Below are 13,838 nucleotides of genomic sequence, written 5' to 3' on the forward strand. Positions count from 1 at the left end.
GTGTGATTCTATTAAACAGTATTAATGTGTAGATGGAGTCCGGATACAGTAAATCGGGAGCAGGTTAAATTCAATTATTGCTGTCCGCTAAATTGGGGTGAAAGTCCAATTACCTAATAGCCCAAGGACTGCATGTGGGAGAAATACCGCTTCGGCACGCCCGATGCGCTTACCAAATATTGCTTCCGTACCAATTTCGGCAAGGACGGATATACCGATGAATCCGTGCTCGGTAGGAAGTTGACCGAACTCGACCCTGAGGACTGCAGACAACAGCGGCAGGAAGTACGGTAAGCGTATGCGCCGGCCTGTTGGCTGAAATCGTATTTACCTGCGTATTCGTACTCGTCGTATTAGGCGCAACAAGCAAGACAAACGGTGCAACGAACAACTTCGCAGGTCTTGCCATCGGCCTGAGCCTCGTACTCGTTCACCTCGTCTGCATCCGCTACACCGGCACGTCAGTCAACCCCGCACGCTCCATCGGTCCCGCACTCTTCGCAGGCGGCGACGCACTCTGCCAACTCTGGATCTTCATCGTAGGTCCGTTCGTGGGCGCCATCCTCAGCGCACTCATCTGGAAGGTTATCGCACCGAAGGAAGACTGATGCGACCTGTTGGCTGAAAAAGCCAAAACAAGAACAAATCCTGGGAAATTCTAAGATTTTATAGAATTTCTCAGGATTTTCTCAATCAACCACACACCTACGCAAAAGTAAGCAAAAAGACATCTGCATGTTGCAAATCGTATGCAAAAACAGAGTTTTAATGTTAAAACATTCTTTTTTTTGAAAAAAGTTGCATTTGATATGAGTAAAATTTATTAAACTGCAGCAGAAAAGACTTAACATACATTCTTTATTTAATTATTTATCAACCCTAAAAAAACAAAAAGACCATGAAGAAAAATTTTACTCTTCTTGCTTTGCTGACGATGTTTATCATCGGAGCAAACAGTGCGTTAGCACAATGGCACGTTCCGAACGTAGGAATGGACTATTTCAGTACGGTTGAGGACCTCAAGGAGGCAATATCAAAAGCAGAGACTGACGGCAAGCCCTGCTATGTGGCATTGCAGAACCACACGAGTTCCGCCAACAACTACTTTAGTGGTGATGCAAAGATTGAATCGACCTTCGACAGCGATGGTGGTTCAACCTGGATCATTGAATATGACTCTGCGAAGGACAAATTCCTCCTCAAGAGTTATATAAAAGGTCAGTACATCCAGACGGTGTATGAAGACGGCAACAAACAGCCTGACTTCACTTCAGACAAGGCCAGCGCGATGCGTTTTTCTATCGAGGAGCCCGGAAACTCTCCGGCAAACCTGGCTGCCGATTTCGTAGGCCATAAAGGTCTTTGGTATAAGACTTCAGACGCGTCCAACAACATCGTTAACACCAACACTGTTTACATGAAGCGTGCCGGTGGTAATGCAAACTGGACCCGAATCTTTACCTATCCGGTTGCTTTTGGCGACCCTACTGCACAGCAAATTATTGACTTGGCAGTGAGCAAGTATGCCATCACAAACCTTGCTTCGCTTCCGGTTGGTGTAGTTGGCGGTTATGACCAACAACTGATAGAAATATATACCGCAGCTTACGAAGATGCTATTGATGCTCAAATCATGTATGAAGACGAACCAGACTATCAAAAGCAATGCGCTGCTGCTCTTGAAGAGGCATACAACAACCTGATGAATAGTCGCATCACTCTTGACGAATCAAAACTCCCTAAGGCAGGTAACTACTACCTCGTAAATTCCCGCTCAGGCGAAACAGCCACACAGATAAGTTTTGATTTGGTTAACGACCCTGTTGCCATTAACGCAGCTTATTCAGATGGCGATTTAGCCCTTTGGTCTAAGGATTTTGACGCTACTGTAACAGGCGAAAATGCAGATCCTAAATACATCTGGATCGTAGAAAATGCGTCCGACACAACCTACACAATCAAGAACCTTGCGTTCAACGCATATTTAAAGAACGTTACAGCAAACAGCGCAGTTTATTCGCTTACTACTAAAATCGACGAGGCTGCCAAGTTCTATTTTGCATGGGCTTCCGGAACTACAGGCTCAGCAGACGACGGCTTCACGGCAGTTTTCAACATCGACGCTCCCAAAAATCTCAGTTTGCACACAGGCTTAACCAACAAGCAACTTATCAACTGGGACACTAAGGCCGTAGCAAACGGTTGGTACTTTGTTCCCGTAAGCGACGAGACCATTGCTGCACTCCAAGACAAAATCATAGAGACTCAGCAACAAAAGATTCAGGACGACCTTAACAATGCGCTCTCTACGCTGACCAACACCGCAACAAACACTCGCGACAGCGGCAAGAGCTACACCTTTGCTCCCGGTACAGACGATGGCTCGTTCGCAAACGTTGACGGTCTTGTAACCGATGCTTCTCAGTTCTGCTCTAACGCCCGCGAACTTGGCGAAGGTTCTTACGCCGGTCTGTTGGACGGTAAATTCAATAGTGCTGAAGACGGCACCTGCTTCTTCCACACCGCATGGGGCAACAGCCTTAAACCTGCAAGCGAACCTCACTACCTACAGATCGACTTAGGTCAAAGCATTGAAGAAGTTATCTTGAAGTATGCAACTCGTTCAAATGCCGGTACTCCTGACATTCCTTACGAAGTTGTTGTGTACGCTACCAACGATGCTTCCAAACTCACGAAGGAAGATGCTGACTCTTTAATCGAAGTGCCCTGCGCACAATGGGACAGCCTCGGTACATATACCTTCACCTACGACAAGCAACTCGTTGACGAAAACGGCAATGATATAAATGTAGCATGTAAGCGCGCGAGTGCTCCTATAATCAAAGGCGCCGGTCTTACCAGAATCGACTTAGGCTCAGGCTATCGCTACATTCGCCTTTCTGTAAGGAAAAACGTACAGAGCTATCTCAACAATGGCGGTCGTGCATTCCAAGGCTACGTTTACTGGAACCTCGCAGAGCTTCGTGCTTACGCAAGTACCTATGACCCCGAGTGTATCTATGAAAACATGGATCCCACAGCAAAGGAGAACCTCAACAATGCTATAGCAAAAGCAGAAGCCGAACTTGCCAATGGCAAAGCCACACAAGCAACTATCGACGAACTACAGGCTGCTTACGATGCGTACATGGCAGTATATCCCAACAAGGATAAACTCCTCGACCTTATCAAGACAGCCAAGACATGGACCACTCCTGCACAGACAGGTTCGGAAGTAGGTAACTATCCCGATGGCGCAGTAAACGAACTCAGCGCTGCCATTTCCACAGCAGAAGCTGCTGCCGACAAACTGACTTATGCTTCCTACACAGCCAACATGGCTGCCTTGGAATCAAGTATTGAAACTTTCATCAAGAAGGTGGTTACTCCAGAAGATGGTATTTATCTGATTCAGAGCCGCACAATTGGCGCTGCCAAGGGCGCATACGTTTGCACAGATGGTACTGGTACTACAGACAACGCTTACTCTAACGTGAAGTGGAACTACCAGAACGACACTGAAATCCTGAACCGCCTGAATGCATACTGGGAACTTAAGAATGTGGATGGTGGCATCACCCTCCGCAACCTCGCAACAAACCGCTATCTCAGCAACGAACAGGTTAAACTGAGCGGTCGTCTCGCACAGACTGCTGATGCTCACGTACTCGGCTTGCGCAGTGCACGTGTTGACACAATCCCCGCTGCTCTGAACATCACGCTCTACAATGACTCTGTGAAGTACTTCGCTAATGCTCAGCCTGGCGGCTCTGTAATGGTTACATGGAACACTGCAAAAGGCACTGACAACTCTGCATTCGAATTCGTACCTGTAACAGACTTCTACTCAACAATGATTCTCGAACACCCGACACCTGCAACTATCCACCTGTTGCCATTCGACATCTCTGCTCCTGCAGATCCTGTAGCAATGACCGTTACGGGTATCAAGGATAATGCTGTTCAACTCGAAGCTGTTTCTGGTGACATTATTCCTGCCGGCACTCCGTTCATCGTAGTGGAAGACACTGCCATTGCCAAGAACTTCTCTGTTTACCTCACTGTTTTCGATGCAGCGTCTATCGTTTACGACTATAGCGATGGTAAACTCAGCAAAAACGGCTTCACAGCAGTTTGGGAACCTGAGACACTCAACATCAATGCCCATGTAATCGGCAAGAACGCTCAGACTTCTGAAGTGGCGCTCGTTGAGGCTGCCAAGGAAGCTGTTATACCTGCAAATGAAGGCTACTTCGTAATCACAGGTATGCCTGAAGCAGCAACTGCCGGTGACGCTAACATTCCTCTCGTTAAGGCAATCGTTGACGGTGTAGAAAAAGTAACTCTCGGCGACGTAATCGTAACGAAGAAGGGTACTTACTCACTCAGTGGTGTAAAGGTTAACGGCAACAACCTGCCGAAGGGCGTTTATATCATCGATGGTAAGAAAGTCGTTAAGTAATAACTGACTTATCAATCAAAAATAAAGGTGCAGAATTCTGCACCTTTATTTTTTGGTAGTCTATAAATTCAGATCCTGACCTATATTGTTTCCAATTCAGGTAATACAACGGCATTCGTATCTGTTACATCTTTCTTTAGGAACATACAGTAATAGATTGGCATATAGGTTATGCCTTTCTTCTGAAAAATCTCTCTTTCGTTTGAAAATACGATAGCACGTTCTATTCCATATTCCGGAGTAGCCAAGAACTTTGACAGTGCACTATGTTCAGTGTAGTCCTTTCCCGACTTTATTTCCAAAGGAAGCACCTGTAGTCTCTCATAATTATCTATTAGGAAATCCACTTCGCCCTTCTGCTTGTTATCATAATAACGAAGAGGAAAACCGTGAGCCTTCAACTCCTGTGCCACTACCGACTCGTAAACTGTACCCAGATTGATACTTCTTATATCCTGCAGGACAGCATTGACATTCAGTCCGTAAAGCAGAGAAGTCAGCAACCCAACGTCATTCAGATAGAGTTTTACCAAATGTTTCTGCTCTGACTCAGCCAAGGGGAAACGCGGATTACTGATAGCCAACACTTCTATAGCCACGCCAGAGTTGGACAGATACTCAAATTCATCAGCATAGTCCGAAAAATGCTTGCCGGTCTTGTTCTCTATTTTCTTATAGACGACACGTTTCTTCTTGTTCTCAAGATTACTTGGTATCATATCATAGATACGGCGAATCTTCAATTTGTGCTCCGCGTCGTACTGTGAACTATCAATGCGATAGAGATTATGAATATCCTGATGCACCTTGCGCACCTTTAACATATTCCGGTCTTCCAGATAAGCGTTAATGGCTTCGGGTAGTCCGCCGACTAAGAGATAATACTGAAATCGTTTCAACAAAAGGTTATGCGTACTCTCATCAAGCGCCTCCTCGTTCACGTATTGGCTGTGAATACTTTCAATCCACTCTTTACTGATACCAGTTGCCCAAAGAAACTCCTCAAAGTCGAGAGGATACATCTCTTGAATTTCTATGCTGCCAAGCGGCACGGAGGGTGTCTGCGCCAATGCCACACCCAACTGAGAACCACTCGCTATAAAACGATATCTTCCTTCCTGATTCAAGAACTTGAGCATTGTCATCAGATGCGGATAACTCTGTATTTCATTGAGAAAAACAAGCGTATTCGACTTGTCGCCTAATGGCTTTGAGTAGAAGTTACTCAGGCGCATATACAAATCATTGGTAGTATGCACAGCAGCAAACACTTGCTCACCCTCTTTGTCTTCCTTCAGGTTTATCTCGACAAAATTAGCAAAGAGCCGTTTACCGACATAACGGATCAAATACGATTTTCCTATCTGACGCGCACCATTCACCAACAGTATCTTATTCTGATTTTCCAAGAGAAAATCTTCAAGGACGGATGTAAACTTACGTTCAAGCATAACAGATAATAGTTGTTTCGACTGCAAACATACTCATTTTCAAGGAATAATCCAAACAAAAACCACTTATTCCGTTTTTTTAGCCATTAAAAATAACACTTATTCCGTTTTTTTAACCATAAAAAATACCACTTATTCCGTTTTTCGCAGCCAAATTACATAATGCAGATATTATTTATCGGTCTAAGGTATCGTCGATAACTTCGTTAACTTCATTAACTTCGTTAACTTCGAGCGAAGCGTTAACTTCTTCTATTTCTTCAACTTCGTTGACTTCAGAAAATTGAGTTAAAAAAGTCTTGCCCTCAAATCTTCACCCCCACAATAACCTCCGTATAGTCCGCCTTGGTGAAGTGCGCCTTGACGTTGCAGGCGAGGAACAGGCCATGCAACTTCGGGAAGGTGTATTTCACACCTATGCGCTCGTAATAGGGTTTCTCCTCCCATTTGGCGGTGTTTCCCATACGGCGGAACACGTAAAAACCGAGCGAAAGGTTTAGCGAAAGGTTGCCGTAGAAGGCTTCGTGCTTCGCCGCAAGCCCCACTGACCATGGGCTGTGCCGCAAATTATAGCCATAATACTTGTCAAGTTCTTCTATGCGCTTGGCACCCGTGGAATAGAACACGTCGGCACCCACGCCCGAAGCCCAGCGGCGCGCGTAGCGGTACATCATGTCCAGTTGTGCACTGTATTGCGGACGCAGGCGGAAATGCGGCGTGCGATAGTCTTTGTCCTCCGGCGGCGCATTGAACTGCGTATAGAGCCAGTCCTCAAGGAGCACCTTGCCGCCCACACCCACAGCCGCCGTAAAGTAGAGATTCTTCTTAAAACCTTTAAGATTAACATTTTCCGCATCACCATGCTTCAAGAGAGCATCCTGCGCCTTTGCATTTTGCGGCTCGCGATAGACGACACCCAGCATGGGCGCGAGCAAGTTGCTGCCCTTGTTGGGACGATTCATGCCGCCGTTGCTGTTGTGTGCAAATTCAAGACCAGCCCTTATGCCCCACTGCGGATGGAAGAAATAGGTGCCGTGCATACCCAGACCGACGTATATTCCCCATCGCGAACCGATGAGTTCGTTGTCCACATTATTGCCCGGACTGTAAGGGTGCGCTGTATAGGAAACGCCGAAATTGAGCCGGTAATCCACGAGCCATCGCTTCTTCCGGAGCAAGGGGCGCTCAAAGAAGCCGTATGCCGTCAGCACGTTGCCCATACGCGAATCATAGCCCGCCTCCGTCCAGTAAGGTCCCCAGTCGGGCGCAGGGCTCTTGTGCATCGTCACACCGCGATAATACCCGTAGCGCACACCGGCACCGAGCACGGGGTAGCCATAGTCCCTGTCGAAGGCATTGCCATCGGTTGGCAGCGTCTGATACCTCACCTCCGCTCCTGCCGTGAACGCGCCATTGTCCTTCAGCCACATGCTTTCATAGTCGTCTGCCTTCAGCACGATGCCCGGTGCCGCATCGACAGCAACACCCCAGTGCCCAATCGTAGAATCAGGCACCTCGGCACATACCATACATGCCACAAATGCAGCCAAAATAAAAAACCTTGCTCTCATCAAACGCAAAGGTAAGACGAAACCGCAACAACACCGAAAATTCTCCCCGTTTTTTTGAGTTTTCGAAAAACCGCGCCAAAAAATTTCAATATGTAAAAAAAAAGCACTATTTTTGTACCTTTCAATATATATTTGTCCTAAAATAGAGTCATTAGTCATATTTTGACAAACAAATTTAATAGAAACATCATTTTTTAGATTATCATGAAGAGAGTACTACGTATTCTGACGCTATTGGCGTTATTTGCAACTCTGAGTCCGTCTTTAACTTTTGCTGTCGTAACGCCGGAGAGCGGTAAGGCATACACCATCAAGAGCGGTGCAGCCAATTTCTCCACAAACTACTACGTTTACGACAACGGAACGGGCTATGCCGCAACAAACGAGTCGTCCACTACCATCACAGACACCTACGTCTGGGTATGTGTGGAAAAAGACGGTGGTTTCTATTTTGTAAACTATTCCACAGGACGCTTCATGGGATTCCATGACTCAAGCGGCACACAAGTGGCACCCCCCTCATGGAAATGGGACGTACAAAGCGGCACCACATCGGAAACGAAAGCCATGTATGGCTATGCCTCGCAGTCGAGTGGAAACCGTTACCTCACAATTGGCAGCAGCGGCACCTTCAACCGCAATCAAGCAACGACAGATGGTGCCACATGGTCCACCAATTTCGTTTTTGAAGAATACACTTCCGCAAATGCAGGCACAATAGCCTCTATTGTCAACATGGTAGCCCTTAACAGCGGGAGTGCTTACATGATTAAGACTTCGAACGGCTATTATCTGATAGACGATGGTTCAAAAGTGAACGCAACTCCCATTCCTACAACAACAACGAAGCCAGAGACCAACCCGCAAGGTTGGTGGACACTTACGATTAACAGCAACGGAGCGTATAGTTTTGTGAATATGGAATCAGGTCGATCCTTGAACTGCTCCAATGCAACCCTGATGGCATATTCAGGCGCAGGAGCCAACTATACACGTTACCCCGTAGGCAACAACGCATCTGGTGGAATTTCGCTGAGTCTGAACAATTGGTTCATGACATTCAATGCTTCGGGTACAGCAGTAAAAGCATCTGCCCCAAATACCAGAGGCAATGGAAGTTCCACCATTACAGACTTCTTCTTTGAGAAAGTAGAAAAGTTAGCCCCCATTTTCTTCAGCACCAACTACGGTGACAAGTGGATAAGGCTGACATTCGGACCAAACAACAATTATGTTATGTCACTGCCTTCCAGCACAAACTATTCGGGCGTTATACCAAATACAAAGCCCATTGACGTAAGTGATGAAAACCAACTCTGGTGTTTTGTAGGTACTGAGGACAATTTCAAGATTTACAACAAGGCTGCAGGACCAAACCTTACACTCACCTACTCCACGTATGGCACGAACCAGAATGTATCAATGGGTACAACTCAAACAGCATGGATGCTTGATGGCACATATCTCGATTATAGCAACGCCCCAGGCTACTTCATAGTTCCAGTCAACGAAACGACAAAATATAGTCTCAATTCAGGAGGCGGTGCGGGTGGAAACATTCTATTCTGGCACGCAGGATCGAGTAACGGGGGAAGTCGCTGGCTTTTCAGCGATGCCTCAGGAAAGTTGACCCTCAACGCCCTCGTGGACGGAAGTTCTGATATTGACGACTATCGCCAGAAAATAGGAAATGTGAACGTAACCTATGGTTCGACCACATCTTCCGTCATACTCTCGAAAGATAACCTCAGCTTTACCGTCTATATACCGAGTAACACGGCATATTCCATTTCTGCCGGTTACAACTGGTACGGTTACAATTTCAGCAATTTCACAGGAAACACCTCCGGCACACTGACCCAAGGAACACCTGTAACTGTTACTGCCAACTACACACTTGCTAACGACCGCGTGCGTTACCTGTTCTACGACAACGATAAATGGAGCCAAACCACCGGCAAAATGATTCCTTACCGCATACCAGCCATCGTGCAGGCGAAAAACGGCGATTTGATTGCCATTAACGACCGTCGTTGGCGCGGGCACGACATTGGCTTAACCTACAACAACCGCTATTCACAAAGCATCGATGTGATTGCACGCCGTAGCAAAGATCACGGAAAAACGTGGGGAAATGAGCAACTCCTACTTCAAGGAGACGGAGTGGCAAATTCCAACTCATGCGCATACGGCGATGCTGCTGCAGTGGCAGACACCTTAAGCAATAAGATTCTCATCATGACGGCAGCAGGATCCATATCATATGTCAGCGGTTCTCCCACCAACCACCTCCGCATAGCTCGCATCTGGTTGGAATATGACGCAGCGAACGATGAATGGACTGTTAGCGGTCCCACAGACATATCAGACGACATCTACGGCTTGTTCAACAGCAGTAGCAACGCTCAAAACGGTATGTTCTTCGCCAGCGGACGCATCACACAGTCGAGGATAGTGAAAGTGGGCAACTATTACCGTCTCTACGCAGCAGCTCTCACGAGAGCCGGAATATTTGCATTTTATTCCGACGACTTCGGTGCGACATGGAATGTACTCGGCAGTGCATCGACTGCTGCTTCATCCGGCGACGAACCAAAGACAGAAGAATTGCCTGACGGCTCTGTATTGCTCAGCGTACGCAAGGCTGGCGGCCGTATCTTCAACAAATATACCTACACCGCCGACGCCATCTCCAATGGCACATACGACGCAGGTGCATGGGGTTCAGAAACTGGCTCAAGCGGCATAACCGCAGCCAACTGCAACGGCGAAGTACTCGTACTACCAGTTACCCGTGTTTCTGATGATAAAAATATGCACATCCTACTGCAGTCCGTGCCTGCAGCATCAGGACGCAACAATGTCAGCATCTACTACAAGCCCCTTGAAAGTTCTTCCGACTATGCAAATGTATCAACGATAGCAGGCAGTTGGAGCAACAACAACAAGTTGCAACTTAGTACAGCAACATCAGGCTATTCCACAATGGTACAAATGGATAACGACTCTATTGCATTTTTCTTTGAGGAAATGATTAATCCAACAGGATTGGGTTACGACATGTGCTACGTGCCACTAAGCATCGAGGAAATCACCAACGGCGCATTCAAGCCATATAAGTCAGATAAGGTTACAGACCGCTATCTCGGCGACTGCAACTACGACGGCAGTGTGGATGTGACAGACATAACAATGATGGTCAACTTCATCCTCAACGGCAACCCGACTACCACAAGCGGCTACAAGTATGATTTCACAATATACAACACGAACAAGGATGCATCGCCCGATATTGACGTCAGCGACGTGACTGCACTCGTAAACCTCATCCTCAACGGAACATTGGAACTCCCGGAAGGCGACGACACGAACCCCACCAACCTGCCCATAACACCAGGCAACGGGTCAGGCAATGCCTTCAGTCCGAAAATGTAAACAAACTCTGAAAAATCCCAACATAACTAACTACCGCTCCTTAAGACTATAAGGGGCGGTTGTTTTTATCAAGTGTTCAGAGTCTTCAGAATTTTCAGAACATTCAGAACACTCCGAAAACAACTACTACTCCAATCACAAAGCAGAAAAAGTAATCCTTTTTTCTTACCTTTGCAGAAAAGACTATCTATAGATGCGACGCAGCCTCTTTATTGCCATATTAACCCTGCTCTCCTCGGGTAAGATGTTCTGCCAGACCGACAGCGCACTCGTGCGCATGCGCGACTTCGTGAAAAATATCAGCGTCTTCAACCGTATCCTGCCACAGGAGAAGGTGTATCTACACCTCGACAACACAGGCTATTTCCAAGGCGAACGCATCTGGTTCAAGGCATACGCCATACGCAGCGACCGAAACCGGCTCGGCAGCGTGAGCAAGGTGCTTTACGTAGAATTGCTCAATCCTTTCGGAGAAATTGAAGCCACACAGAAAGTGAAACTGGAAAATGGACAGGGACACGGCGACTTCGCGCTCGACAGCCTACGCACAACTGGCTTTTACGAGATACGCGCCTACACACGGTACAACACCAACTTCGACTCTACGGGCATCTTCTCCCGCGTCATACCCATCTACAGAAAACCTGCCACCGACGGCGATTTCAGCAAACAGGAAATAGACGAAGTGTACAATGTTTACCGCAGCGCTTCTGCCACAGACACGCTCTCTGCCTATAAAACACGGAAATTCCGCAAGGCGCAGCCCCTCGACGTGGCATTCTATCCCGAAGGCGGACACCTCGTGCGCGGACTGACCACGAAGGTGGCTTTTTCAGTCAACCTTGCCGACAGCACTTCGCTCGATAGTTGCACAGGAACCCTTTGCGACATCTCCTGTACACCCATCTGCGAAGTAAAGACCACCCGCGAAGGACGCGGCACTTTCGTCTGCACACCCGGCGAAAATCCCCTCTGCCTGAAAATACTATACGATGGTAAGGAAAACCTCTACCCCCTCCCGGATATTGAGGAAAGCGGTGTGGCGATGACTGTCAGGACAGACGAAGAGAAAGTGGTACGAATTCATATTCACGCCACACCCGACCTCCGGCAGCAGAGATTGGGTCTTACACTCATCAACGGCGGCGATGTCATCAAGTTTGAGAATTTCAGGATTACGGCATCGGGACACGCGATTTCGTTTCGGCGCGACGACATCCCGCGCGGTGTAAGTCAACTCACACTTTTCGACAGCGACGGACGCATCTGGGCGCAACGCCTGTTCTTCATCGCACCAACTTCCGGCGACAACAGCACCATCGGCGTCAGCACCACCCTCTCCGACAGCACAGTGGCTCAGACGGGTGAAATGACGCTCACCGTGGAATCCGCCCCGCAAACCACAATATCTGTGGCTGTGCGCGATGCCATGACCACCACCAACGACCATCGCGCCAATGCTGCAACATGGCTACTGCTGAGTTCCGACCTCAAAGGTTTCGTACGCAATGCGGAATACTACTTCGAGAGCGATGATGCCGCTCACCGCGAAGCAGCCGACCTGCTCTGTCTCGTACAAGGCTGGACGCGCTACGACTGGAAAATGATGTCGGGAAATGCACCTTTCGTAAAGAAACAGCCAGTGGAAGACCAACTCTACCTCGACGGACGCCTCGTGCCAAGAAACGACATGAACGGCGCATTCTGGGTATCAGGCAAGGAAAAGAAACGCCGCAAGGACGTGGCGGACGTGCAACTCTCCGTTAATTTGTTTTCACGAACCGGCGAAATAAACAAGGGCAAGACACAGACCGACGAACAAGGCTATTTCGCCTTTGCTGTACCCGACATCAAGGGAAAGTGGACCACGATAATGCACAGCATGAAAGATGAGAAAGACACGCCCTATTTAATCACTATCGACCGCTGGTTCCACCCTACCCCACGCAGTTACGACCCTGACGAGAAAGTGCTTACGGCAGCATTGTTGCAATCGGATGTCAGTGTGAAATATGTGACATTCAGTGAAAAAACAACTTCTGCGTTGGAAGAATCGCTCAAGAAAGGGGGCAAAGCCGAATCGGCAGGACGCGCCATAGTGAAAGCCAAACGTCGCTACGACTGGCGAAACGCTTCGCGCCGCGACTGGCAAGTAACACGCAAACGTGCGGCAAAACGCTCGCAATTCCACTTCGACATGCAGGCAGAGGCAGACAACTACCTCGACCAAGGCAAGGAACCGCCAAGTTTCATCAGTTGGTTGCTCAGCAAACCGATTTTCCACGAAGAAATCTATAAAAACAAACGCGCACTCGGCATAGTGGGAGGAGAAAGTCAATGTGCCGCCTATATGAGACACGCTAGCGACATAGAGGACAGGGACAACTTAGGAGTAAATGACGAGACAGATGAAAACAATGAGAGAATAGATTACTATGAAGATGCCTACATTTCTTTAGAGCACAACATTTATACTTATATCTGCCCACAAAGCGCCAGCGATTATGTTACGGTCAGCAACCACGACCCCATCCACGCCTTCATCTATCCGCTCATTATGCACAAGGTTGTCAAAAAAGGTTGGAGGCAGACGTCTTTCCTCGGCTACAACAGCCCCGCCACTTTCGTACAGCCCAACTACAGCGAACTGCCACCCGAAGAAGACCACCGCCGGACACTCTACTGGAATCCCGACCTCACCACCGACGAAAACGGCACAGCCACCATCGGATTCATACCCACCCCGGGCTGCCGCGCCGTCTTCATCTCAACAGAAGGCATCGCCACAGACGGACGACCTATCGTCAAGGCTGAATAAAACGGCTACCCCCGTAAGTTTCGCAGCCTTAAAACTCATTATTATGAAAAATAATTCGTAAATTTGCATTTTAAACTGAAACGAAATATTTTTTGGATAAT

At 47.8% G+C, this 13,838-nt stretch carries 6 protein-coding genes and 1 pseudogene; 5 read left to right on the forward strand and 2 right to left on the reverse strand.

What is annotated here, in order from left to right:
- The first annotated feature begins 132 nt into the window (after window positions 1–132).
- The 3 genes and pseudogenes from C7Y71_RS11800 (at window position 133) to C7Y71_RS04235 (ending at window position 4,462) form a co-directional block, all read left to right on the forward strand.
- Complete coding sequence (locus C7Y71_RS11800) at window positions 133–294, forward strand: hypothetical protein (protein ID WP_193215967.1); 162 nt, start codon at window positions 133–135, stop codon at window positions 292–294.
- A pseudogene (locus C7Y71_RS04230) lies at window positions 285–608 on the forward strand (aquaporin); the annotation flags it as partial. The gene C7Y71_RS11800 and the pseudogene C7Y71_RS04230, both read left to right, overlap by 10 nt.
- Window positions 609–898: 290 nt before the next feature.
- The gene (locus C7Y71_RS04235; protein ID WP_111898470.1) at window positions 899–4,462 is read left to right on the forward strand and encodes a hypothetical protein; all 3,564 of its coding nucleotides are present in this window, start codon (window positions 899–901) and stop codon (window positions 4,460–4,462) included.
- Window positions 4,463–4,542: 80 nt separating this feature from the next.
- On the opposite strand, the gene C7Y71_RS04240 is transcribed toward C7Y71_RS04235, so the two are convergent.
- Complete coding sequence (locus C7Y71_RS04240; protein ID WP_111898471.1) at window positions 4,543–5,913, reverse strand: ATP-binding protein; 1,371 nt, start codon at window positions 5,911–5,913, stop codon at window positions 4,543–4,545.
- A gap of 305 nt (window positions 5,914–6,218) precedes the next feature.
- Entirely contained in the window at window positions 6,219–7,484 is a 1,266-nt protein-coding gene (locus tag C7Y71_RS04245) for an acyloxyacyl hydrolase (protein ID WP_226943556.1), read from the reverse strand.
- Between the two features lie 204 nt (window positions 7,485–7,688).
- On the opposite strand from C7Y71_RS04245, the gene C7Y71_RS04250 reads away from it, so the two are divergent.
- Both C7Y71_RS04250 and C7Y71_RS04255 read left to right on the forward strand, forming a co-directional pair.
- Window positions 7,689–10,919 (forward strand): hypothetical protein, encoded by a 3,231-nt coding sequence (locus C7Y71_RS04250; protein ID WP_146739420.1) that lies wholly within the window; start codon window positions 7,689–7,691, stop codon window positions 10,917–10,919.
- A gap of 193 nt (window positions 10,920–11,112) precedes the next feature.
- A complete protein-coding gene (locus C7Y71_RS04255) occupies window positions 11,113–13,737 on the forward strand; it encodes a hypothetical protein (RefSeq protein WP_111898473.1) in 2,625 nt (874 codons plus the stop codon).
- Window positions 13,738–13,838 lie beyond the last annotated feature (101 nt).

The sequence above is a fragment of the Pseudoprevotella muciniphila genome, from assembly GCF_003265305.2.
GTDB lineage: Bacteria > Bacteroidota > Bacteroidia > Bacteroidales > Bacteroidaceae > Alloprevotella > Alloprevotella muciniphila.

Excerpts from the sequence above, each read along its gene's own strand:
- C7Y71_RS11800 (WP_193215967.1), top strand. The coding sequence starts at position 133 with ATGTGGGAGAAATACCGCTTCGGCACGCCCGATGCGCTTACCAAATAT.
- C7Y71_RS04235 (WP_111898470.1), top strand. The coding sequence starts at position 899 with ATGAAGAAAAATTTTACTCTTCTTGCTTTGCTGACGATGTTTATCATC.
- C7Y71_RS04240 (WP_111898471.1), bottom strand. The coding sequence starts at position 5,913 with ATGCTTGAACGTAAGTTTACATCCGTCCTTGAAGATTTTCTCTTGGAA.
- C7Y71_RS04245 (WP_226943556.1), bottom strand. The coding sequence starts at position 7,484 with ATGAGAGCAAGGTTTTTTATTTTGGCTGCATTTGTGGCATGTATGGTA.
- C7Y71_RS04250 (WP_146739420.1), top strand. The coding sequence starts at position 7,689 with ATGAAGAGAGTACTACGTATTCTGACGCTATTGGCGTTATTTGCAACT.
- C7Y71_RS04255 (WP_111898473.1), top strand. The coding sequence starts at position 11,113 with ATGCGACGCAGCCTCTTTATTGCCATATTAACCCTGCTCTCCTCGGGT.